The sequence below is a fragment of the Fischerella thermalis PCC 7521 genome (assembly GCF_000317225.1).
GTDB lineage: Bacteria > Cyanobacteriota > Cyanobacteriia > Cyanobacteriales > Nostocaceae > Fischerella > Fischerella thermalis.
This window is the reverse complement of sequence record NZ_AJLL01000070.1, coordinates 21,081-45,408: the sequence shown is the minus strand read 5'-3', so window position 1 is coordinate 45,408 and position 24,328 is coordinate 21,081. Positions and strand designations below refer to the sequence as shown.

The 24,328-nt window shown below is 42.1% G+C and carries 17 protein-coding genes; 12 read left to right on the top strand and 5 right to left on the bottom strand.

Features of this window, described 5'->3' with window-relative positions; translation table 11 throughout:
• Window positions 1-115 precede the first annotated feature (115 nt).
• On the top strand, window positions 116-1,438 hold the full coding sequence (gene larC / locus UYK_RS0115270) for a nickel pincer cofactor biosynthesis protein LarC (RefSeq protein ID WP_026086485.1): 1,323 nt from the start codon (window positions 116-118) through the stop codon (window positions 1,436-1,438).
• Between the two features lie 173 nt (window positions 1,439-1,611).
• Here the strand turns inward: larC and UYK_RS0115265 are convergent, their stop codons facing one another.
• Both UYK_RS0115265 and UYK_RS0115260 read right to left on the bottom strand, forming a co-directional pair.
• Window positions 1,612-2,184: a DUF6658 family protein gene (locus UYK_RS0115265; protein ID WP_009454709.1), complete on the bottom strand. Its 573-nt coding sequence runs from the start codon at window positions 2,182-2,184 to the stop codon at window positions 1,612-1,614.
• A gap of 75 nt (window positions 2,185-2,259) precedes the next feature.
• A complete protein-coding gene (locus UYK_RS0115260; RefSeq protein WP_009454708.1) occupies window positions 2,260-2,799 on the bottom strand; it encodes a DUF6658 family protein in 540 nt (179 codons plus the stop codon).
• A gap of 355 nt (window positions 2,800-3,154) precedes the next feature.
• On the opposite strand from UYK_RS0115260, the gene UYK_RS0115255 reads away from it, so the two are divergent.
• Window positions 3,155-4,072, top strand: a complete 918-nt coding sequence (locus UYK_RS0115255; protein WP_016871708.1) for a lysylphosphatidylglycerol synthase domain-containing protein — start codon at window positions 3,155-3,157, stop codon at window positions 4,070-4,072.
• 116 nt (window positions 4,073-4,188) lie between these two features.
• Here UYK_RS0115255 and UYK_RS0115250 read toward each other — a convergent pair whose 3' ends face one another.
• Entirely contained in the window at window positions 4,189-5,496 is a 1,308-nt protein-coding gene (locus UYK_RS0115250) for a hypothetical protein (RefSeq protein ID WP_016871707.1), read from the bottom strand.
• Between the two features lie 1,008 nt (window positions 5,497-6,504).
• On the opposite strand from UYK_RS0115250, the gene ndhL reads away from it, so the two are divergent.
• The 8 genes from ndhL to UYK_RS0115205 all read left to right on the top strand — a co-directional run bounded on the left by ndhL (window position 6,505) and on the right by UYK_RS0115205 (window position 19,621).
• Window positions 6,505-6,717, top strand: coding sequence for an NAD(P)H-quinone oxidoreductase subunit L (ndhL, locus tag UYK_RS0115245; RefSeq protein ID WP_026086484.1), 213 nt, complete (start codon window positions 6,505-6,507; stop codon window positions 6,715-6,717).
• Window positions 6,718-6,742: 25 nt separating this feature from the next.
• On the top strand, window positions 6,743-7,054 hold the full coding sequence (locus UYK_RS0115240) for a DUF3007 family protein (protein ID WP_016871706.1): 312 nt from the start codon (window positions 6,743-6,745) through the stop codon (window positions 7,052-7,054).
• 102 nt (window positions 7,055-7,156) lie between these two features.
• Entirely contained in the window at window positions 7,157-7,957 is an 801-nt protein-coding gene (gene trpA / locus UYK_RS0115235; protein ID WP_016871705.1) for a tryptophan synthase subunit alpha, read from the top strand.
• A 348-nt stretch (window positions 7,958-8,305) separates the two neighbouring features.
• Entirely contained in the window at window positions 8,306-8,941 is a 636-nt protein-coding gene (locus UYK_RS0115230) for a hypothetical protein (protein ID WP_009454698.1), read from the top strand.
• A 1,635-nt stretch (window positions 8,942-10,576) separates the two neighbouring features.
• Window positions 10,577-11,509, top strand: coding sequence for a DUF7507 domain-containing protein (locus tag UYK_RS0115220; RefSeq protein ID WP_009454696.1), 933 nt, complete (start codon window positions 10,577-10,579; stop codon window positions 11,507-11,509).
• Window positions 11,506-15,144: a hypothetical protein gene (locus UYK_RS0115215; protein ID WP_016871703.1), complete on the top strand. Its 3,639-nt coding sequence runs from the start codon at window positions 11,506-11,508 to the stop codon at window positions 15,142-15,144. The genes UYK_RS0115220 and UYK_RS0115215 overlap by 4 nt, the downstream gene beginning before the upstream one ends.
• Window positions 15,145-15,215: 71 nt before the next feature.
• Entirely contained in the window at window positions 15,216-17,411 is a 2,196-nt protein-coding gene (locus tag UYK_RS0115210; RefSeq protein WP_016871702.1) for an OmpA family protein, read from the top strand.
• A 275-nt stretch (window positions 17,412-17,686) separates the two neighbouring features.
• Window positions 17,687-19,621, top strand: coding sequence for an SdrD B-like domain-containing protein (locus tag UYK_RS0115205; protein ID WP_009454683.1), 1,935 nt, complete (start codon window positions 17,687-17,689; stop codon window positions 19,619-19,621).
• Between the two features lie 98 nt (window positions 19,622-19,719).
• Here UYK_RS0115205 and UYK_RS0115200 read toward each other — a convergent pair whose 3' ends face one another.
• Window positions 19,720-20,130 carry a universal stress protein gene (locus UYK_RS0115200; protein WP_009454681.1) on the bottom strand — a complete coding sequence of 137 codons (411 nt, stop codon included), beginning with the start codon at window positions 20,128-20,130 and terminating at the stop codon, window positions 19,720-19,722.
• 218 nt (window positions 20,131-20,348) lie between these two features.
• Here UYK_RS0115200 and UYK_RS0115190 point away from each other — a divergent pair, with 218 nt between their 5' ends.
• On the top strand, window positions 20,349-21,551 hold the full coding sequence (locus UYK_RS0115190) for a phosphoglycerate kinase (RefSeq protein ID WP_009454679.1): 1,203 nt from the start codon (window positions 20,349-20,351) through the stop codon (window positions 21,549-21,551).
• A gap of 171 nt (window positions 21,552-21,722) precedes the next feature.
• Window positions 21,723-22,340, top strand: coding sequence for an NUDIX hydrolase (locus UYK_RS0115185; protein WP_016871700.1), 618 nt, complete (start codon window positions 21,723-21,725; stop codon window positions 22,338-22,340).
• A gap of 162 nt (window positions 22,341-22,502) precedes the next feature.
• Here the strand turns inward: UYK_RS0115185 and UYK_RS0115180 are convergent, their stop codons facing one another.
• Window positions 22,503-24,242, bottom strand: coding sequence for a helicase HerA domain-containing protein (locus UYK_RS0115180; RefSeq protein ID WP_009454671.1), 1,740 nt, complete (start codon window positions 24,240-24,242; stop codon window positions 22,503-22,505).
• Window positions 24,243-24,328 lie beyond the last annotated feature (86 nt).

Genomic DNA, 24,328 nt, shown 5'->3' with positions numbered 1-24,328 from the left:
ATTTGTTGATAGTTATTAGTTGTTAGGTGTTAGGTGTTAGTTGTTAGTTGTTAGTTCTAACCAACCAGCAACAATCAACCACTAACCACCAACAACCAACCACCAACAAAGATATATGACTAAACTTGCTTATCTTCAATGTCCATCGGGAATTTCCGGTGATATGTGTTTGGGAACATTGGTAAGTCTGGGTGTTCCCTTGGAATACTTAATAGACAAACTTAATCATTTAGGTATTGTACAGGAATATAAATTATGGGCTGAGCTTGTCCAGCGTAATGGTCAGCAAGCGACCAAAGTTCATGTCGATTTATTGTCCAAGCATCATGATCACCATCACCACCGCCACTTGGGTGAAATAGAACAAATGATTCTGCAAGCGAAATTACCTCCAAGGGCAGAAGCTTGGAGTTTGGCAGTATTTCGACAGTTAGCAGTTGCCGAAGGTGCAGTGCATGGTATCGCCCCCCAAAAAGTTCACTTTCATGAAGTAGGTGCAGTTGACGCCATTGTAGATATTGTTGGTACTTGCCTGGGATTGGATTGGTTGGGTATTGACAGTGACGAAACAGGATTACCCTTACTTTATTGTTCAGCATTTCCCACCGGCGGGGGGACAGTGCGCGCTGCCCATGGACAAATGGCAGTACCAGTACCAGCAGTGTTGAAGTTGTGGGAAATGCGTAGCTGTCCTGTTTATAGTAACGGAATTGAACGGGAACTTGTGACACCAACGGGTGCTGCGATCGCCACTACACTTGCCAAAGAGTTTGGTTCACCACCTCCCATGAATATTAAACAAATCGGACTGGGAGCAGGTAATCTCAACTTACCAATTCCCAATATATTACGCCTATGGTTAGGGGAAGCAATAGATTTGTCGATTACTGACATCGAAATTAGCGATCGCTCATTTGCCACTAGTTCAAATTTAGAAACTATATCAGTCCTAGAAACCCAAATAGATGACTTAAGTCCGCAAGCGATCAGTTATTTATTTGAAGCATTATTTGCTGCGGGTGCAGTAGATGTCTTTACCCAGTCCATTGGCATGAAAAAGTCCCGTCCAGGAATTTTGCTTACAGTCATTTGTCCGCCAGAAAATCTAGTCAGTTGTAAAAAAGTTTTATTCCGTGAAACTACAACTTTAGGTATTCGTCACTTTCAGCAGCAACGCACTATTTTACAGCGAGAAATTCAAAAAGTAGAAACAGAATATGGTGTAGTTCGTGTCAAAGTAGCATGGATGGGAAACGTAAATAATAAAGTTATCAATAACGTCCAGCCAGAATACGAAGATTGTGCAGAATTAGCGAGAAAAAATAATATTCCTTGGCGAGAAATTCACCGAATCGCACTCCATCATTGGTATGTACAAAATCATAGACTGATTACAGAATTCACAAATAAGGAGCAGAAAGGTGAAATCAATAAATAGCTTTAGCTATCTTACATTCGTCTTGAAAATAGCGATCCTTGATCAGCGATCAACTTAACAGCAAACCGATGATCCATCTGTGTACATCTGTGTGCATCTGTGTTCGCTATATCTATAAAAAACTTAGCCTGCGTCAGCAGGCTAACAGGTAAAAAGTACGAGACTTACACTAATTAATCAGCATCTCTAAAAGCCTTGTTTGCCGCATCGATGGGATTACTAGCGCCAGCTGTGCGTTGAGCAGTATCTTTTGCGTAATCGCCAGCATCCTGAACATTACCTTGGATGTTTTTTAGTCCTTGCTTAGTTCCCTTGGTAAAATCTTCAGCAGTACCTTGGGCTTTATTACCTACATCTTCAGCTTTTTGCTGAACATTTTTACCAATTCCTCCAATATCTGAACCTACACGGCGGATGGCTTCTGCTGGATTATTGGTTGATTTTTCAGCTTTTTCTTGGGCAGCGTTTTCTTTTAGGAATTGAGCTCTAGCTTTTGCATCACTTGTTGCTCTAGGATCTCTATCACTAAAGTTATTCATCCCACCTTCAGCGGGGTTCAGAATGTTATCACCTTTAGGAACGTAGGTTTCAGAATTAGGCCCCACAGATGGCTGTGAAATAGACTTAGGCGCTGTAGCTGATGTAGCATTACAAGCTTGTGTAAAAAATAGCAAAACGCTTGCTAAAAAAGCTGTGACAACCTGAGACAAACGAATTCGTTTGAAAAAAGAAATTACTTGACTCATGGTGAAACTCCTTTTTTGTAGTTTTGAATTTTTCAGTTGTAAATAATCTGATTGCTTACCCTGGAGAAATGAATCCTATTTGTTAACAGCAGGATTAGCTTGTAATTCTGGTCTGTTAGAAGCTTCACTTGCTTTTTCTTTCAAAAATCCGGAGGCTTCTTCAACAGCCTCTTTTACAGTTTCAATTCTGTCTTTAGCTCTTTGAGTTACACTTGGTTCGTTCTGAATTAAATTACCAGCATCGGGCCGAAAATCTTTTTCAGATTTGATTGGTAATTCTCCCTCTTTATAGGCTCGACCTACAGGAGTTTCAGCACCAGGATAAAGCAGTTCAGATTCTTCTTTATCTGCATCAGCCAGCAACAGTTGGAAATTTAGCTGTACACTAGCTTGATCGCGTCCAGACTTGGACATTTTTAAGTTTGTGTAATTGTCCCCACCAGCCTTATAAGGATTGTTTGCTCCGCCAGCTTGTACAGGTGGATTATATGGCTGGGCGCCTTGAGCATACTTACTACTACAAGCAGTATTTACTATTAACAATAATCCTGCCAAAAATACAGTTAAAACTTGGCGCAGACGTAGTTTTTTTACAAATGTAATTAATTTTTTCACCAATTCCTCCTTTCAACACAAAACAATTAATCTACTCTGAGAAAATGTTAAGCTCAGTTAGTTTTATTGTTGGAGTTGATTTTTGTTGAGTACAACAATCGATTTCTAAGAATACGTATTTAAAAGGAGGCTTTTCCTCTAGCGTAAGTCACATTATTGTTACTAACTCTAGATTTTTTTTATCTAACTTAAGAGGGATATAAGTAGAAGAAATCAAAAATAAGGAATAAAAAAGAGGTACATATTAAATTTAATTATTTCTATCAAGTTAAAGGATTGTTACCCAAATACTCTGTCTCTACTGTATGATTTGAGTTGTTTAACCAAAGGCTAGCCGAATAGTTAAATCTCCGCAATGATCAAAAAAATTTTACGCTGGTTAATTTTGGGTGGAACGCTATTTTTTTTGGCAAAAGCCCTAAAGGATAACTGGCAAGGAATTGCTGCTATTCGCATTCATGCAGCAGGATGGGCAATGATAGCGATCGCAACTGGTGTAACTTTACTAGGACACACTTGGGCTGGCTGGATTTGGACTTGGATTCTCCGAAATTTAAATCAACCTGTACCATCTGTGCAATTTATCCAGATTTACCTGCAAACCAACATTGGTAAGTATTTGCCTGGTAATGTTTGGCATTACTATGGGCGAATTATGGCAGCAAAAAATGCGAATGTTTCTACTAGTGCAGCCACTCTTAGCGTATTACTAGAACCTTTATTAATGGCAGCAGCAGCTTTAATTGTTGCCTTATTAGGCAGTATATTTGTTAAAACAAATACTAATTTAGCTGTGCATATAGGGCAAATCCTGGGTTTGTTTGTAGTGCTTTGTGTCTTTCATCCCCAGTTTTTAAATCTATTAATTCGCTTGCTACACCGCTTAAAAACCAAAAATTCTAATCGCACAACAATCTCAGATGTTAGTTTCACTATGGAACGCTACCCGCTCCAACCTTTATTAGGAGAATTAGGATTTTTGGGACTGCGCGGTATAGGGTTTATTTTGATTTTTTATGCACTGAGTGCTGTGAATTCAAGTCAAATTCCATTATTATTTACTGCTTTTAGTTTTGCTTGGTTACTTGGGCTTGTTGTTCCCGGTGCGCCTGGTGGATTAGGTGTGTTTGAAGCAACTGCGATCGCACTTTTACAAAACTATTTTCCTACCGCAGTAGTCATTAGTGCAACAGGTGTGTATCGCCTAGTCAGTATCCTCGCTGAAACCCTCGGCGCAGCCTTAGCTTGGCTTGACGAACGCCTGTTTAGATAAATTGCGGATCGGGAAGACAAGGGATAAACCAGAAAACAACCACCAACCAACAACCAACTACTAACCACTGTACAGACGTGCCATGGCACGTCTGTACAACAATCAACAATCAACAATTAACGTTTCAATTGAGAAAACACACGATAAGCATTCGGATCAAATTCGACTTCGTGGGCTTTCTCCGTTTCTTCTACCTTAATTAAGTTATATTCAACATTCTCAGCATAAATTGCAAATGTGATATTGAAAATCTCAATAAAGTTAATGAACCATTGGCATTCTGCTTCTGAATATCTATCATAATAACGAATCAAATGAGCAATGCGAGATTCCAAATGACTACGGGAATGTTTGCAAATTAAAATTATCTTCAGTAGAACAATCACTAACGTCAGAGGGTGTCCCTGAGAAAGCAATAAAACAAATAAAGATGAAGGTTTAACGCTATTATCTGTTGTTAAAAAATCAATCATCCGATTACAAGTTCTTAACAACAAATATTTGTTGATAATTACATCATTACATTCTGGTTTCCAAATCAAAAGCTTTTCTGATAGCTGTTGCTGCAAAGTCTCTACAAACTTTGGTTGCTGTACAGAAAAAATTAGATACTTTACTAGACTTTCTTTAAAATCTTTGAAAGTTTGATTTTGAGTTTGCTTGAGAAAAATATTAGCAATATTGTCATAACTAAATACACCTTTTCTAACAACGATTGCCTTGATTAAACGTAAAATATCATCTCCTAACGCACTAGGATTTCTATAACGTGTCTGGCTAGAAGCATTTGACTGAGAACGAGCAACATACATTGCAAGTTCAAACTTAAATTTATCTTTTAGCTGCTTAGAAGCTTTTTTAGCCGCTTCTTTTTGTTCTTTTGGATTCTTTTTATCTACAACTTGGGCAGCCAAAAGATAGGAAGTATAGCGATTCACCCAATGACCATCAGCTTTATTTTCATTTTTATATGCAAATAACTTGAGTTCTTGAAAGTCTTGACTCTGAATAAAGTTATCCAACCAAGTTTGGAAAATCGTTATTTTTTTATATTTGTAATCAATTGCAGTTGATTTGTAATTATCAATCAACTCAATTAATGCTTGGGTATACTTATGTTTTCTATTACTCTCCCAATTATTAACTAGAATATAACAACAACGCTTCAGAGTATTACGGAAATGATGTTCATTATCAATAAATACATCATATATTCCTAGTGTTAAATCTAATTTTTTCAAAACCAAGCAATCTAAAAATACACTTTTAAACTCTATTAACACATCTTCTGGATCATATTTATTAACAATTTTTACAAAAAAACTATAAATTTTTTCTTGCACAAGATGTACATCTATTTGTTTGACATTAGATTTAAACATAGGTAAATTAATATGAATATTTTGTAAACCGCAAACAGTCATTTATTGTTCTCAAAAATAAAGATATAGCTTATATCAAGTTCGCTTGAATCTTATACTGTTGTGTGGGCTGGTAATAGGTAATTGGTAATGGGAAAACCAATGACCCACAGAGCAATTAACCGAACTTGATATTACTTATATTCTTATCTGCTTCATTCTGGTACACAAGAGTATCAATCTACTCTTTAATAATTCAAAGTTTTCTTTATATAAAATTGATAAATTTACTTACTCCAAAGCTTTGAGCGCCGACTTGCGGCGCTCAAACTTCTCTGTGAGTTTACTCAGGGTTCCTTTGCGTTTAAAAACAGTGCCATATTATGCAAAGGTGTAGCAAGCAGTAATTTGGGACAGACCGCTAGCCATGGTTAATAGATTATGAAAGTAGCTAGTAGTTAGCTACACACTATTACAACTTTAACTTCAATGGGGGTGGAGGGACTTGAACCCTCACGACCTTTTACGGTCAACGGATTTTCATTCTCTCGTAGCTTTCGCCACTGCCTGTAAGACTAGCTTTCTTTAGGCTTTGAGAATTGGACTCTCCCTTTACCCTCGACTTAACGTTAGGGTAGCTCCCGTCGGGTCTCTGCACCTTCCCTCGATTTCAGATTTTGGATTTTAGATATCTAAAATCTAAAGTCTAAAATTGTTGGGCTTGGCTCAGGATTGCCATGTCTGTTACCAGATTTAGGTTTCCCTGAGTTTGAGAGCATTCACTTAAAGAGTTTCTTCTTTAAGGCTCAATTACTTAAGTCCGTAGCGTCTACCATTCCGCCACACCCCCAAGTAAATTTGGGATTTGCTTTTGTTAATTATAGAGTATTCAATTGTTCCTCGATCTATTTGAGCATCAAATTTGTGATTTGCCAACTAGTAACCATAAAAAATTTCTTGCAAAAGTGAAACTGCTCCAAGAAGAAGGGGTGTAAGGGGGTACTATGATGGAAAGCAGATGCACCCTTTGGTCATTTCTGCTGAAAGAGGAAACCTATGATTGAAGAAGGAATTACAGTACCGCTGCTATATCTAGTTTTGGCGGGAGCTTATTTGTTAGTCATACCAGTGGCTGTGTTGTTTTACCTGAATCAGCGTTGGTATGTAGCTAGTTCCCTGGAACGCGCATTTATGTATTTTCTAGTGTTCTTCTTCTTTCCGGGTTTGTTGGTTCTGTCGCCATTCGTAAATTTACGACCAAAACGGCGGCAAATTGAAGCGTAAATAAAGTTGGCAGGTCATAATACTCATGCGACGTCTGGACGCTCTCGGAATTGGTTTTGGCGTTTTTCTTACAGGTGGCTTGGCATATCTAGTGTTGCGACTGGCTGGTCTAGATAATTTAGAAGCAGGTATCTGGAGCCAAGTCTTGCTGATCGGTGGGTTAATTGGCTGGTTACTGACCTATCTTTTTCGGGTCGTTAGCCACAAAATGACCTATCATCAACAGCGAAAGCAGTACGAAGAAGCTTATTTCCAAAAGCGGTTAGAAGAACTTTCTCCCGAAGAACTAGCAAAAATTCAAGCCGAGATCGAACAAGAAAAGGGTTCGCAGGTGTAGAATTGTCACTTGGCTATTGTGTGTTGGTGGTTGATAGTTGTTTGTTGCTTCGCACAACAAACAACCAACAACAAACAACAAACAACAATTACTAAATGACCAATGACCGCAATTTCCCTCTGCTTTGAAAACCTCAAACGCAACCGTAAGTGTGCTTTAATCCCATTTATCACTGCTGGCGATCCAGATATCGAAACTACTGCCGCAGCTTTACGAACTCTGGATCGCAGTGGTGCTGACATAATTGAGTTGGGTGTTCCCTACTCCGACCCTCTGGCGGATGGACCGGTGATTCAAGCTGCTGCTACCCGTGCTTTAGAAAGGGGAACAACCCTAGAGCAAGTGCTAGAAATGCTCAAAGCAACTACTCCCAGTTTACGATCGCCTATAGTTCTCTTCACCTACTACAACCCTATTCTCAATCGGGGCATAGAAAAGTTTCTCCAAGAAATAGCTGCTGCTGGTGTCGCTGGTTTAGTTGTGCCAGATTTACCCCTAGAAGAAGCTGCAAATTTACTCGAACCAGCAGCAAAAATCGGCATTGATGTAATTTTATTGGTCGCTCCCACTAGTTCTGCTGAGCGCATAGAAGCAATCGCCCGCGCTTCCCAAGGATTCATATATTTAGTCAGTGTCACAGGTGTAACGGGGATGCGCGAGCAAATGGAATCCCGAGTGTCAGAATTACTCAAGCAAGTTCGTAGTGTGACTGACAAACCGATTGGTGTGGGTTTTGGTATTTCCCAACCAGAACAAGCCCGACAAGTTAAGGACTGGGGTGCAGATGCGGCTATTGTTGGTAGTGCGTTTGTGAAGCGACTCGCTGAAGGTACACCCCAAGAGGGATTAGACAAAATAGCCTCCTTTTGTCAAAGCCTCAAGCAAGCGATCGCTAGTTCATAAATCAACCCCAAGACAAAATAGAATTATTACTGAGAAACGAGTTAAAAAATGTAATAAGTATATAGGCACGCTTAAACCTTGAGCATAAACCATGAAAATTCTGTCTGAGAGCAAATTTTCCTTTCTTTCTTCTTAATTCTGCTTTTTCTCCTGTCCTCTACTTACCAAGTTTTTCACCTAAGCTTGGTAGACAATTTAACAAATATAGTTTTGAATATATAAAGCAGATATGCAGCATGAAAAATTAGTATCGGGTGTAAAATCAAGTTCATTGATGTAAGTTTATGAGTGTGAGAGTGTCTAAATTACAAAAAACTGCTGTTAACTTGCTATGTAGGGGTAAAAGCGATGAGTGAAAGTATGGCGTTTATCGGCGGAGTTGCTGTTGCTGGGCTAGCGGCGATCCTTTTACTTAAAGGTACAGGAACATCTCTGCAACAGCCAAATATTGCTATTCCTCAAATCCCAAATTTAGTGCCGCAACCACAACCATACTATCCCCCTCCTAATTATGCACCACTCCCCCAAAACCCACCTCTAAGCCCTAATACTGATGAGCGTGTCGCCATCGAACGAGCAAAGATGGAAAATGAGAAGCTCAAGCAAGAAAACGAACAACTTAAAATCCAAATTCAGCAAATTCAGGCTCAAGCTCAACAAGCTCAACAAGCTGCTTTTTCTTTCCAACAGCAATTACAAAGCCAAAATGCAGCACAGTTGCAGCAGCAACAATCTCAAAATCGCTGGTGGTCTTCACCCATAGTTTGGGCTGTGGGAGGTATGTCTCTGACTATTGGTGGTGGTATTGTCGTAGCTGGAGTTTTGTCTTTGTTCTCTCCGAAACAACGTCCTCGTACCGTTCAGGTGATTCATCCCTACAACGGGCCCACACCGCCCCTAGCTCCTGTACGCCGGGCTGAGTTCCTACCGCCCCGTACCGAAGCAAGACGAGTTGATATGCCAGAATACGACGATACCTATTAAATGAATTGTCTAGAAGGACAAAAAATATCCGCTTGCAGAAAAGCTTCCTACAAGGCGCTTGATTAGCACAGGTGTTCTCGTTGTCCTAATAGCATCTTTGATGGCAAAATCATAACTCTTAGTTAAGTTCATTATAGATAGGCTGTGAAATCTATAGAGCAAGCCCGTGCTCGTGAATTATGCTTTGTCATAAAATAACGACTATAGATATTTTTTCTTGGAAGCATTTCGCAAGAACGTTTAACCGATTATTAATTCTTTTTGCTCGTCAAGAAGCATGATTTTTTGCGAAAAGTATTTCTCTGATTAGAGAAATACAGAAAAGTGTTTGTATATATGAGTGGACAGTTTTGTAATTGTCTGCCCTAATTAATTAGGGCTAGTTCAGTACCTTAATACTTTATTATTATATTTTTTTACTTTAATTAAAAGAAAAAGCAGGTAATATATATTTTCTTGCTCAATATAATAATTGTAAACTAATACACTACTAATTTGATTACTTTTATATTTAAAAAGCTATAGTACCAATTTTGTATTTTTGCATAAATGAACATATATCAAGTTTTTAGCAGATATTTATAGTCTGTATTTCATATCAAGCTCATAGAAAACATCAGTATTTTATTTGACTGTTATTATATTTATTCAGGGAATATTCGGATACGTATAAGACTCCTTTTGTAAAGATAATAAAAAATACTGAATAAATTTCTATAATCCTGATTGCTTATAGTTAATTTATGGGTAATATTACTGAAGTGTTATCTCAAAAACGAGATTCGACTTGGTACATGGGGCTGTGGTTTCTTAGATTCTGCATCAGAAACGTATTAGCTTCAGAACCGAGTTAGCGATTTATTATTTTGTGTGAACATCAATTAGGTTGATAGCGGAATTCCTCAATCATCTAATTCATGTTCTCCCCACTTACAAGTTATTCAAAGCAATGTTTTCCCTAGTTGTGACTTTGCAAGAGTTCAGTGCTGTAAAGACGAATATGAAATAGCTCTGTGCTTCATCGCATAGAGCTAACGGTTGTCTTCCCTTCGTTGTTGAAATATATTTGCCGCAACGATGGTGGTGATTTTCTGTGTTCTTTAAGCAGAGTAAGGTTATCAGTGGTGCTATCTCATGACAATACAAGTTTGCAGGCAGTGTCTGTCATGTCATGAAAACATCTACGTCATTTACAGTCCCAAATCTGGGATAGTTAGACTCCCATCACGAAAAAATAATCTTACTCAAGGGCGGTGAAATTGCAATTGCTTCATAATCAAATAAAAATTCAGTCTGTTGTATTTTTGCCCTACTCGCAGGATTTGTGGGGCAAAAATACAACAGAAGAAATTCTAGTACTCAACCAAGCCAAAATTGACGAGTCTAGGCCGAAGTTGTGAAGCGGAGAATGTTTAGACTCGGACTTTGTAGCTGTGGGCAGACTACTAGCCATGAGCAAGCTTCTTCAGCTTGAGAATATTTGTGATTTTCACTCTCATCATCCCACAAGGGTGTTATACCTGCATTGTTTAATAAATTTAGTTGAGATTATTTGAAAATCACTAGAATCACAGGTTTTTTTTATCAAAAACCTTAAATCTTGGAAAAACTGCTGTTATTAATTAATGCCTTCCAATGACTTCTAAAATTTCATGGTTGAGGCATTGGAGCCTCCTTTGTCCATTTTACATTTTCAGCATTTTTACTTACGGTATCTTACCAGCTATTTCTCAAACAAGCGTGATCACAAATACTGCCCGTGGGAGTGCGGATAATCTTCCTAATAGCGGCAGAGTTGTGAACTCCAATGAAGTGACTTTCAGTGCTAGTCAAGCAGCATTGGAAATCATCAAAACAGCAGATAGAGCAGCCGCAGAACCAGGTGACACAGTAATATACACTCTCACTATTCGTAATACTGGTAACTCCCCAACTAACCAGATAGCAATTACAGACAGGCTACCCTTGGGAGTGCGCTTTATTTCCAAGTCACTCAAAGGTTCCATAGGAGATAGACCTGTATCTTTGAGTGCAACCACTGCTTCTAGTCGCACAGTAACCATCTCCTCCAATGAAGGACTGCAACCCAATCAAAGTTTGATAGTTAACTATGCTGTTGAGGTGACGCCAGATGCAATTCGTGGTGATGGCAGAAACACAGCCCAAGCCAGAGCAGGTAATCTTACCAGTAATCAAGCCAGCTATGTCTTACGAATTCGACCAGGTATTGTGTCTGACTGTGGCACTTTAATTGGACGTGTATTTGTCGATAAAAATTTTGATGGTGAACAACAACCGAACGAACCAGGTGTACCGAATGCGGTGATTTACATGGATGATGGTAACCGCATCGTTACCGACGCCAATGGTTTATTCTCCTTAGCCAATGTCGTTGCTGGTTATCGGACAGCAACCCTAGACTTGACCAGCCTACCAGGTTATGCGCTGGCACCCAATAAATACTTTATCGAAAGTAACAGCCAGTCTCGCTTGGTCAAATTAGCACCCAGTGGCTTAGCACGAGTCAATTTTGGGGTTACGCCTGCGTTCTCAGGGGGGAAACGATGAAAAAAATAAAAAAGCTTTACCAAAATCAAAATTTTTTCTTTTACCTTTTTGGTCTTTACTTAATATTTGTTTCTCCCAACGCAGTTTTTGCCAGTGTGTTAGATGGAAGACAGGGAGACAAACAGACAAACCAGACAAGGGAGACAGGAGGAGCCTCTGAGGCGGGGAAAGAAATCTCCGCACCTTTAGAAGTGTCTTTTATTGACCGCGTCACCACGTTTTCCCCTTTGTTGATCTCCCAGAATTCCCCATCTTCTGGTGATCCTAACTCGGTATTTCAACAAGATCCGACAACTGAATTTCAACAGAATCCCAACTCGCCACTCCAACAACAACCCACTTCTACGGATAATTCATCAATCAATACTCCCACTCCAGCAACTCCAGGACAATCAAAAGTCACGCTGGAAATTACACCTGTAGGCGATCCACGTGTACAAGCTGATGGACGTTCCACAATAAAACTACAAGGAAGAATTATTGATGAAAAAGGTGAAGTCATTCGTAAAGATGCGATCGCGACCTTAACCACCAGCGCCGGGAAATTCATTGGCGCAGACCAAGACAAAGACCAAGGCGGCTTTCAGGTGCGTGTCATTGATGGGGAATTCACCGCCACCTTGCAATCAGACATCAAACCCCAACAAGTCCGCATCCGGGCTGCGATCGACAAGATTCAAAAACAATCACTCAATGTTCCAACACAACTGGGTGACATCAAAAATCCCACCTTCCCCCAACAAACAGATAATTCCTGGATAGAGAAAATCACAACAGCACCACTAGAAGCCTACACTCAAGTTGAATTCTCCACCCATCTCCGCCCTTCCTTGGTGACAGGGGTACTGAACTTGCGGATTGGCCCAGGAGGGACGAATTACTGGGGAAGTCTACAAGAGTTTCTTGATCCTGACGAGATAGACAAAGGCACGACGGTAGATTTTTATGGTGCAGCCTTTGCCACAGGAAAAATCGGAGATTGGTTATTTACAGGAGCATTCAATAGCGATCGCGCCATCAATCAAGACTGTGAAGGCAACAATCGCCTATTTGGTGGTGTGCAGTTCTGTGAACAACCCTATCCCGTTTACGGTGATAGTTCCACCGCTACCCCCACCACCCCTTCCATTGACAGTTTCTACGCTCGTTTAGAACGTACTCCCTCGATTGTGGGAGCAGAACCAGATTACTTCATGTGGGGCGACTACACTACCAAGGAATTTGCTCGCGCCTCCCAACTGTATACAGCTACCTCCCGCCAACTCCACGGTTTCAAAGCCAACTACAACCTGGGCAACCTGCAAATCACAGGCTTGTATGCCAACAATATTGAAGGCTTCCAACGGGATACCATCGTTCCTGACGGTACCAGTGGCTACTACTTCCTTTCCAAACGCCTGTTAGTTCCTGGCAGTGAAATTGTTTATGTCGAAGCCGAAGAAATTAACCGTCCTGGGACAGTAGTAGAACGCAAACAAATGGTGCGTGGTGCAGACTACGAGATTGACTATGACCGTGGTACACTGCGGTTTAATCGTCCGGTCTTTGCCACAGAACTCAACCCCTTTGGTTCAACTTTAGTTAGGCGCATAGTCGTTACTTACCAAAATGAAGGCGGCGAAGACTCCAGCCTTGTGGGTGGAAGACTGCAATATAACTTCTCCAACGATTTCACAAACAAAACTTTCGGTGCTATTAGTTACCTCCGGGAAGACCAAGGCGACCAAGATTTTGAACTGTTCGGTGGAGACTTCTTAATCTCTTTAGGAAATGCAGGGAAGATAGTCGGGGAATTTGCCCACTCCAACAACAACCTGATCACTGGTGAACAAGCAAGTGGTAATGCTTACCGCTTGGAAGCTTTTGGCAACATCACAGAAAATCTTTTCGCTCAAGCTTACTATCGCGCCGTCGAGCCAAATTTCTCCAACAACGCCACCTTCAGCTTTACACCAGGACAAACCCGCTACGGAGCGTCTTTATTAACCAGATTGAGTGACCTGACTAGCTTGAGAGTCGCTTACGACGTGGAAGAGAACTACGGCACTGCACCAACTTCCATTACTAACTTCTTTGACTTATTCGACCCACAACCACAAAACCGTCCTGGGGAACGAGTCAGTAACGAACTGCGAACCTTCCGGGCGGGAATTCTGCAAAAGCTGGGTAATAGTGATCTCAGCTTGGAATACGTCAATCGTTCTCGCAATGACCGTATTGGTGATGACTTAGATGGTGACGCGAGTCAGATTGTATCTCGTTTGAAGTTTCCATTAACAGATACCTTGACTTTTCAAGCTCAAAATGAACTGAACTTGGGTGATTCTGATCCCTTGTATCCCAACCGGACTACTTTAGGTTTGGACTGGAAAGCAGCTGAAGGAGTGACATTCCGACTGGCACACCAATTTTATGATGACAGTGAATTACTACCAGGGAACTCCCTCACCACCTTAGACACGATTGTCGATCAAAAATTATCAGATGATACTTCTCTGCTGGGTCGCTATTCTGTACTTTCTGGCTTTGGTGGCTTGCAGGGACAAGGCGCTCTGGGTGTAAATCACGGTTGGAAAGTAGCACCAGGATTCAAAGTCAATCTGGGTTATCAATACGTATTCAAGAACATATTCAATGCTACAGCAGCAGGAGATAGATACCCGCAATATTACGCAGTCGGGCAAACAGCTGCGAGTTTGGGACTGTTTTCTGGTTCCGTTTACAGCCTGGGGTTTGAATACACTGATAATCCTGATTTCAAAGCCCGCGCCCAATTTGAATATCGTGATGGAGATCAAAGCAATAACCTAGTCATTTCCGCCGCCGCCGCCGGAAAAATCTCTCCAGCTTTGACAGCCTTAGTCCGCTTCCAACAAGCAGGCGAAGCTAACGTCTACCTTCCCACCGTCGTCAACAGCATCGACACCGGCGGTATCAGATTCCAAGAACTGGGAGACACAGCTAATCTTAAAATCGGTTTAGCATACCGCGACCCCACCAACGATAAATTCAACGGGTTGCTGAAATACGAGTGGCGGCAAAACTCTGCTTCGATTCCCGAAACCCAACTTACAGGTAGTACAGCCACAGGTCATGTGTTTTCCGCAGAGGGTATCTACGCCCCCAATTGGCGCTGGGAGTTCTACGGTAAATACGCTTTTCGCAATGGCGTCACCTACTACGACAATGACAGATATGACGGCAGTGTCAACCTGGCACAGTTGCGGGCAGCTTACCGCTTAGGTTATCGCAGTGATTTAGCCGTTGAGGGACGATGGATTGGACAAAACTCCAATAGCGGCACTGACTATGATGAATTCGGTGTTGCTGTCGAAACCGGATATTACGTCACTCCTGATTTACGTTTGGGTCTAGGTTACAGCTTTGGCAGTGTAGATGACCGCGACTTTACTGGTTATCGTTCCGAAGGTGGTTTCTATATCAATATCAGCTTGAAGTTGAACGAACTTTTGGGTGGCTTTGGTTTACAAGAACCAGTACCCAAGCAACAACAAGAGTCGGAAATCTCAACAGCGCAAACAAAACCTGCCAAAGAGACATCCCAGACTAAATTGATTCAGCGTTTGAAAGAAAGGCAGAAGGCAGAAGGCAGAAGGCAGAAGGCAGAAGGATGAAGGATGAAATTTTGTCATTTTTCATCATTCATCATTCATTGTTTTCAAACGTGGTGTCATAGGAGTGATTAATGTCCAAATTGAAATTTAAAACAAAGAAGGCAAAAGGAATAATTTATCTTTTACCTTTTACCGTTTACTTTTTACCTCCAGAAATTGCCTTTGCTCAAATTCCCACTCCCTCTCCTACATTGCGGGTGGTGGTAAATAGTAATCAAGATGGGAACCCTACCCCTGACAATGCTGTGACTCTGCGCGAAGCGATCGCGATCGTCAGTGGTACTTTACCCACAGCAAAACTTAGTAATGCCGAAAAAGCCCAGGTGACACCAACCACAGGTGCTTCTCGGATTGAGTTTAATTTACCTGCTGGTGCAACTACGATCCAGTTACAAACACAATTACCAGATTTAGCCACCCCCGGATTAGTTATCGATGGTTCAACTCAACCGGGATACGATCCAAAAGGTTCAGCAACAGCGGAAATTGCCATTCCGATACCAGTAGTGACAATCACTCCCGCACCAAATCAAGAGATTTTGCGCGGGTTGACTGTGGTTGCTGATGGTGTGACCATTCGCGGCTTAAATATTTATGGTTTTACGAGCAAACCGATCAAACAGATTTTGGGAAATTTGGCTTTTGACACTGATCCGAAACCGGTAACTCTGACTACACCACCGGGGGACATTGTCATTGCTCACCGTTTCCCACCTCCCGATACCAGCCGTCAGCAACCGCCCAACGATGATTTTCCCTTCCGCGTCTCTGACGTGCCACCCAAGAATGTTGTGATTGAGAACAACTGGCTGGGATTAACAGCTAGTGAACAAATGCCAGAACAAACTTCGGCGTTCGGGGTTTACGTGTTTAACTCCCAAGGAGCAACAATCCGGCGAAACCGGATTTATTACCATGATGGTAGTACAATTATTACATCTGTACGTGGTGAAAATACGGTAGTACAAGAAAATATCCTCGTTGCTAACGGTATTGCTGGAATGCCTGATGCTTTGAGATTTGAAGGTTTGGTCAACCAGTCTCAAATTATAGGTAACTTGATTTGTGGTAATGACGGGGCGGGAGTGTATTTATTTAAACCCCAAGGTAACGTAGCAATTCAGAATAACAAAATCACCTATAACGGTAGAAGATTACGCCGGGCAGCAGTTTACTTGATGGGTAGTAATCACCAGGTAGTTGGTAATGAAATTGACTATCAAGCTGGGCCGGGGGTAGTAGTGTCAGCTTTTCCCAAGAATGATGTTGGGCAAAGAAAACCAGGGGTCAAGAATATCATCCAAAACAATAAATTTGCAGCGTTAGAAGGTTTGAGTATTGACCTGAATACCCAGCAAAATCTCGATGTGAGTGACTTTCAGGTGGGAGATGGCCCTAATCCGCGCCGGGATTCTCCTAACCGTCGCCTGGAAACTGGGAATGGGGCGATTAATGCGCCGGAATTTAAACAAAGGGCGTTTCCGCCTACAGGAAACAGCGTCACTTTGCAGGGAAAAGCCGATCGCGGTTCCCAGGTTACAATTTACCGTTTAGGCGATTATCAAAGGGGTTACGGGGCATTAAGTGAACCATTGGTAACTGTACCTGTAGATGAAGATGGTAAGTTTAGCACCACAGTCGAGAACTTGCAAACCGGAGATGTGGTGAGTGCGATCGCTACCGATCCGCAATATGGGACATCGGAACCAGCGCTGGCGGCAATTATTGGCACTGCTGGCACAAAACCGAATCTGAAGCCAACTTCTCCACCAAACCAGCCTCCACAGTGTACTTCTCGACCAGTACCGCCACCACCACCAGAACCACCAGCACCACCGCCACCACCGCCACCACCAGAACCCATCCGCATACTCGCACCAAATAATGTCCACTTTGCCTTAGATAAGTCCTTTATTAGTTCAGAAAGTGCTGCTGTCTTGGATCGAGTAGCAGCAGTATTGCAAAAATATCCTTTCATCGTGGTTGAATTACAAGGTCACACCGACCCCCGCGCCAGCAACGCATATAACTTGGCACTGGGTAGACGTCGGGCTTTAGCTGTGAGAAATTACCTACTGCGTAAGGGTATTAGTCCAGAACGGATGACCATTCGTTCTTTTGGTGAAACCCAACGGAAAACACAAGGTAACACCCGCGTAGATTATGCACGCGATCGCCGTACAGAAATCATCTACAAAGACGTGCGAGGTATCGAACTGATCGTGGAACCACAAGAACAAGACCTGCAAATTGAGTCTCCCAGGTGAGGAGTGTGGGGAGTGTGTAGACGCGCTTTGCGCGGCTTCCCGTAGGGTGGAGTGTGAGGAGTGGCGAATAACCACAAACAACTAACCACCAACAACTAACAATTAACCACTAACTAACCCCTATTTTCAAATGGGCGTTGTAGAGAAAGCGGGATGATCTTATTTTCTCTTTTATTTGAAAAACTTAATTCTTGGCGCTCTTGGCGTCTATGGCGGTTCATCATTCATCTCCATTTTATGCAACGCCTTCAAATCAAATATTTAGGAACTAACAAATGAAAGCTCTATTTAAACATTTAAATTTTCATCCTTGTGGGAGTACGCTGTTAGCAGTGCTATTGGCTATTCCCCAAATTCCCCTACAAGGAATTATTTCCAGTCAAAAAGTTGTAGCACAACAAACAAGTTGTCCAGCTGGTACAACACAAGCAACTCTCAACTGGGGAACGACTAATTTCCAAACGGCAAATTTTAATCAAACTTTCGACATTGGGGGCGTCAGTACTAATTTTCAGATGACGGAAAACCCAGTAGGATTTATCCGAGATCAATCACCGGAGAACTCTCCGGGAAACCTGGGTGCGGTTCCCTATGGAGTTGCTCCTGGACCTTACGGTGGTATTAATAGTCCCTATTTGCGCTGGGGAATAGATGCTTCACAACAAAGTTCAACCGTAAACTATCGGCAAGGCACTTCAACGCTCACTATCACTTTTGCCCGACCAGTGACTTTGCCTGTTCCTCTTACCTTCTTGGATGTGGACCGCGATCGACCAAATGAGCCTCCATTTCAGGATCAAATCACTGTCACTGCATTCAATCAAGGTCAAAATGTACCCGTTACCCTTACCAATATCGGACCTGGTTCTGTTAACCAAATAGTTAGCAGTAATGTGGCGCGGGGAGCCGATCCGCGTGTGGGACCAGGAAATTCACCTAATGATCGGAATTTAGGTAATGTTTTTGCGACATTTGCTCAACCTGTCACCCAAATTCGCATTGTCTACGAGAGTGGACCTTTGCCGTACGCCGAAAACCAACAACCTCAACAAGATGAAACTATTGGTGTTGCTGATATAACTATCTGTGCGCCTTCGGCAAGAGGTTCTATAGGTGATACTGTCTTTAATGATCGCAATGGTAACGGTCAACAAGACCCAGGCGAACCAGGAGTTGACAATGTCATCGTCACCCTCACTCAGCCTGGCCCTGATGGACAGTTCGGTACTCCTGATGATATCACCCAGACGACAACCACCAATAATAACGGGAATTATTCCTTCAGCGATTTACCAGCAGGTTCTTATAGAGTTACTGTCAACCCTCCCTTTAACTTGCCAGAAGTGACTACCGGGAATAGGCAAATCGACGTCAATCTCACTTCTGGTCAATCCTTAGATAACGTCGATTTTGGCTTACGCCGACCGCCTGGTGGTGCAATTGGTGATTTTGTTTTCATAGATAGAAATAACAACGGCACTCCTGATACTGGTGAAACGGGAATAGCTAATGTGACTTTAACTCTCCGCAATAATACTGGAGAGGTTGTTGGCACAACTCGTACTGATAACAACGGTAATTATTTATTTACTGGTTTACAACCAGGTAACTATACTGTAGAGGTGACACAACCAAGTGACTTCACAGCTACAACCAACACGACTTTAACGGCTAATATCACTGACCCCAACTCAGAAAATCTCAGTATTGATTTTGGTTTCCGTCCCGGTCAGGCTGGATCGTCTGGAGAAACCAATCTGCGGATAGTTAAGCGCATTACTAATGCTTTGAGAAACGGTCAGCCGATCAATGGTATCAGCTTCAACACTTTTATCAATGACCCCAATAGTAATGATGACGACAGATTACAGCAAGCTGGGCGATCGCCTGTTGGTCAAATTAATCTCCAACCACCTTTGAACAGTGGTGATCAAGTTGAGTACACAGTTTATTTTCTGGCTGATGGCACTCAGCAACTGCAAAATACTCGCTTGTGTGATCTGATTCCAACAGGTACAAGCTATGTCTCTAATAGCCTTTCCGTGGATGGAATTAACAATCAAGGACAATTTCTATCACCTTTAGCACCATTACAGGACTTTGCCGATATTTGTGGTGGTAGCAACAATCAAGGTGCAGTGGTTGTTGGACCAGCTAACATTCCCGGTGGACAGACTGGTTTGATTCGCTTCCGGGTCACGGTTGATTAAGGGGTGGTGGGGTGGTGGGGTGGTGGGGAGATGGGGAGATGGGGTGATGGGGAGAAAAATTTCTCCCGTGTCCTTCTTTCCTTCTCCCCTACACCCAATTACGGAACAATCAACACTGGGCAAGGAGACAGATTAATCACACGATTGGTAACGCTATCATGAGCGCCTTCGTCAGTTAATCCGAGTCCCCGACATCCCATGACAATTAAATTTGCTTCTATTTCATCAGCCACATCACAAATTACAAACGCGGGTTTGCCCTGTCTTTCAATTGTTTCAGTTTGAATTCCTTGCTGGGAAAACGCGGTTTTAGCAGTTTCTAGTAGTTTGGCAACAGTCTCAGGTGAGGACATGACAACATCCTCCTTTGGCGCATCTGTGTTTGGTTCTTCCACCACACTCAAAAGCACCAAGCGGCTGCCATACTTTTGGACAACATCAATCACTACATCAAATGCTTCCTGAGTTTCCCGACTTTGATCAATTGGAAACAGAACTTTTTTAAACATTGCATTCACCAGTTGCTTGATAGAGTTTATTTTCTGCTTCCTGCTTTTGGTAGAGCATGGAAATGACTATTTCTCCATACGTTTTGGTATTGTCACCGCAGATAATTGATAAGAAACTAATCACTTAACAATTCTTTGCACCACGTACTCCTGTACAATCACAGAAAGGGTCTACTAAATGTAAAACATAACAAAAAGGCAATCAGGAGGTTTGTGACGTGTCAAAGAAAACTTTAGCAAATTTATCTGCAACTGACTTGTCTGGAAAACGTGCGTTTGTACGGGTTGATTTTAACGTACCTGTGGATGATGCTGGTAACATCACAGATGATACTCGCATCCGCGCTGCCCTACCAACTATCCAGGATTTGGTGCAGAAGGGAGCTAAGGTGATTCTAGCAAGCCATTTCGGGCGTCCCAAGGGTGTAGATGAAAAATTGCGTCTGACTCCGGTTGCTAAACGTCTTTCTGAGTTATTGGGGCAAGAAGTTGTTAAAACTGATGACTGTATCGGTGATGAAGTTGCTGCCAAAGTCGAGGCTTTACAAAACGGGCAAGTACTGTTGTTAGAAAACGTTCGTTTTTACAAAGAAGAAGAAAAAAATGATCCCGAATTTGCCAAGAAATTAGCAGCTAACGCTGATTTATATGTTAACGACGCTTTTGGTACAGCCCACCGCGCCCATGCTTCCACTGAAGGCGTAACTCAATTCCTGAGTCCTTGTGTGGCTGGATATTTGGTGGAAAAAGAATTACAGTACCTCCAAAGGGCGATTGAAAGTCCCCAGCGTCCTTTAGCTGCAATTATCGGTGGTTCCAAAGTTTCCAGTAAAATTGGTGTCATTGAAACACTGCTGGAAAAATGCGACAAACTGATCATCGGTGGTGGGATGATTTTCACTTTCTACAAAGCCCGTGGTTTGAGTGTAGGTAAGTCTTTGGTAGAAGAAGACAAGCTAGAGTTAGCTAAGTCTTTGGAAGCTAAAGCCAAAGAAAAAGGCGTCACCTTTTTGTTACCTACAGATGTAGTAGTAGCTGATAACTTTGCTGCTGATGCTAATTCTCAAACCGTTAGTATTGAGAACATCCCCGATGGTTGGATGGGTTTGGATATTGGCCCCGATTCTGTAAAATTGTTCCAAGAGGCTTTGGCTGACTGTAAGACAGTCGTTTGGAATGGACCGATGGGTGTGTTTGAGTTTGATAAATTCGCCGTTGGTACAGAAGCGATCGCCCGGACTTTGGCTGACCTCAGCAAAAATGGTGCTACCACTATCATCGGTGGTGGTGACTCTGTAGCAGCCGTCGAAAAAGTCGGTTTAGCTGACCAAATGAGCCACATTTCCACCGGTGGCGGCGCTAGCTTGGAGTTACTGGAAGGTAAGGTATTACCTGGAATTGCTGCTTTGGATGAAGCGTAATTAGTGAGTAGGGGACAGGGAAGACAAGGAAGACAAAGAGAAAACGGGAGACAAAGAGAAAACGGGAGACAAAGAGGACAAGGAAGGAATCTTTTTCCCAATCTCCCCCCACTCCCCACACTTCCCACACTCCCTATCTCTAATTCCCCAACCCCCTATCCTCAAAAAAATATGCAACCCAAATGGTTAGAATGGGCGCAGAAATTACAAGCGATCGCTCAAACTGGGCTGACTTTTTCCGAAAATCCGTATGATATAGAACGCTTTCAATCAATACAAGCGATCGCAGCCGAAATTTTGGCAACTCACACCAAAGCTGAACTTAGTTATATCTTGGATCTATTTGACCGAGATGTTGGATATGCTACTCCCAAAGTTGATGTGCGTGGTGCAGTATTTCGCGACGATTGTATTTTACTAGTGAAAGAAAGAGTTGATGGTTGTTGGACTTTACCTGGTGGCTGGGCCGATATTGGTTTTTCACCCAGTGAAGTAGTCGTCAAAGAAATTTTTGAAGAATCAGGATATCTTACCCGCGCAGTCAAACTCCTAGCAGTATATGACAGAGACAGACAAGGACACCCACCCTATCCCCACTATATTTACAAACTATTTTTTCTGTGCGAACTTTTAGGTGGTTCTCCCACACCCAGTATTGAAACAGAAGCAGTCGGATTTTTCCCGGAAAGTGAAATTCCAGAACTCTCTATTGGGCGTGTAACACCAGCACAAATCACCAAACTATTTCAACATTACCGCAATCCAAATCTACCAGCAGACTTTGATTAGTTAATAGTTAATAGTTAGTGGTTAGTAGTTAGTAGTTAGTATTTAGTGGTAAAGAGTAGAAAAATAGCAATCACATATCCTCCACCAACGAAAAAACCATCTACAACCATCCGTGTTCATCCGTGTGCATCGGTATTCGATTTATTAAACATCATATTTGTCTCAAAACCCCAAATCCGCCTTCGCCAATTCCGCAGCCGCAAAAACCTCCTCATCTGATTTCTCTTCCCAAGCAACATCGCCAATTTCCTGATAGAAAACAGAATCGTAAGGACGAGTACGCACCACAACAGGCATAGGTACAGCATGACCTAAAATTAAAGCTTGTTGCTTAGAATCTAACTTTGCCAATACCGACTTCAAAGCACCAGCACCAGCTACCCCTGTAAAAATCGCGTCGATGTCTTTTTCATCATTCAACAAAGCAGTGACGCGAGTCCCAATTTGAGACATGACTTCATTATCAATTCCAGATGGGCGCTGGTCTACTACCAACAGCGTGACAAAATATTTTCGCATTTCCCGAGCGATTGTCCCAAAAATAGTACTTTGGACGATCGCAGGATCTAAGAAGCGATGCGCTTCTTCGATAGTAATCATTAACTGCGTTGGTTTATCGTTGGGATTTTTGGTTTGTAAAAACTTTTCGGCTTTGCTGACATAATGTTGGTGAATGCGGCGAGTAATCATGTTTGTCACCAACATGTACGAAAGCATATCCGATTGCGAACCAAACTCAATAACAACGTTCTTACCTGCTTCAAGCGATCGCAAAACTTGATTAACATAGTTATGGGGACAAGCTGCGCGCATGTATTTTAAATTTTCTAAGCGAAACAGTTTACGCTGTAATGCGGTAATTGAACCTTGGTGTCCCCGCTTCTCTTCGCACAGCAGCTTGATTTCTTCATTAGTCATACTCAACAATTGCAGAATCCAAGACTTACCAAACTCTGCAAACAGAATATTAGCATTGTCTATGCTGGCGTCTGAAAGCCCTAAATCGCGAGAGCATAATTTAATATCTTCTACTTCAATTTGATCGTAACTGAGGTAAAGTTCTTGGGCGTGAGGAACACCACGCCGCTTTGTAGATTCAGGATCGAGAGTATATACCTCTACTTTATTAGGAAATAATTGCTTTAAACCTTTAACAGTGCTAAATTGTTTCCCTTCTGAAACAGCTTCCCAGCCATACTCAGAATGCATATCAAATATTAAATTTACTGCGGCATTTTTGCGAATTGTCCCAGCCAAAAGTAGGCGTGTTAAAAAGGATTTACCAGTTCCTGATTTGCCAAAGACACCATTGCTACGTTCCACAAAACGGTTTAAATCTAAGCAAACCGGTACATCCATATCCAGTGGTTTACCGATAGAGAAATTTTTTCTTTGGGGATCATCTTCCCAACCAAATACACGGCGAAAATCTTCTACCGAAGCATCATAAACTTGGCTAAAATGGCTAGGAATAGTTTTGACTGGCATCAACTCCATTGTTGTGCTTGTTTGGGGTTGAAATGATGCCAATGAACTTAAATTTTGAGATTTTGAATCTCTGCCATTCTCCCCATCTCCCAATTCCCCCATCTCCCCACCTTCCAAAGGTGGAGTAAACATCAACATTGGTGCAAGAGTAATAGTACCGTAAGTACCACTGCCAGCGAGAATTTCCCGTAAAAAAGTATCCTCCCAACTAGGAGGATTGGCTATAATTCTTTGGTTTGCGGTTCCCAATGCCACATCTGTAAGCATACAAAAAAAACGCGATCGCACCCCTTGCACCACTAAAAATTTACCGACTCGCATATCTTCTACCAGAATATCGGGGTGCAATCGTACTTCTAATCCGCCTGTTAGGGAACCTTGAGTAACTGAACCTAATGGCTGTCCTAAAGTCATCGCATTAATTACATACTTACGTGCCTTATTTTATGTTGAAATTATTGATGGTTGGTAGTTATTTGTTGTTTGTTGGTTGTTAGTGG

Bases quoted from the DNA above. Each gene is read 5' to 3' on its own strand.
- UYK_RS0115210 (WP_016871702.1), top strand. From the start codon at position 15,216: ATGTCCAAATTGAAATTTAAAACAAAGAAGGCAAAAGGAATAATTTAT.
- UYK_RS0115200 (WP_009454681.1), bottom strand. From the start codon at position 20,130: ATGTTTAAAAAAGTTCTGTTTCCAATTGATCAAAGTCGGGAAACTCAG.
- trpA (WP_016871705.1), top strand. From the start codon at position 7,157: ATGACCGCAATTTCCCTCTGCTTTGAAAACCTCAAACGCAACCGTAAG.
- UYK_RS0115205 (WP_009454683.1), top strand. From the start codon at position 17,687: ATGAAAGCTCTATTTAAACATTTAAATTTTCATCCTTGTGGGAGTACG.
- larC (WP_026086485.1), top strand. From the start codon at position 116: ATGACTAAACTTGCTTATCTTCAATGTCCATCGGGAATTTCCGGTGAT.
- UYK_RS0115180 (WP_009454671.1), bottom strand. From the start codon at position 24,242: ATGACTTTAGGACAGCCATTAGGTTCAGTTACTCAAGGTTCCCTAACA.
- UYK_RS0115220 (WP_009454696.1), top strand. From the start codon at position 10,577: ATGACTTCTAAAATTTCATGGTTGAGGCATTGGAGCCTCCTTTGTCCA.
- UYK_RS0115250 (WP_016871707.1), bottom strand. From the start codon at position 5,496: ATGACTGTTTGCGGTTTACAAAATATTCATATTAATTTACCTATGTTT.
- UYK_RS0115255 (WP_016871708.1), top strand. From the start codon at position 3,155: ATGATCAAAAAAATTTTACGCTGGTTAATTTTGGGTGGAACGCTATTT.
- UYK_RS0115230 (WP_009454698.1), top strand. From the start codon at position 8,306: ATGAGTGAAAGTATGGCGTTTATCGGCGGAGTTGCTGTTGCTGGGCTA.
- UYK_RS0115240 (WP_016871706.1), top strand. From the start codon at position 6,743: ATGCGACGTCTGGACGCTCTCGGAATTGGTTTTGGCGTTTTTCTTACA.
- UYK_RS0115265 (WP_009454709.1), bottom strand. From the start codon at position 2,184: ATGAGTCAAGTAATTTCTTTTTTCAAACGAATTCGTTTGTCTCAGGTT.
- UYK_RS0115215 (WP_016871703.1), top strand. From the start codon at position 11,506: ATGAAAAAAATAAAAAAGCTTTACCAAAATCAAAATTTTTTCTTTTAC.
- UYK_RS0115185 (WP_016871700.1), top strand. From the start codon at position 21,723: ATGCAACCCAAATGGTTAGAATGGGCGCAGAAATTACAAGCGATCGCT.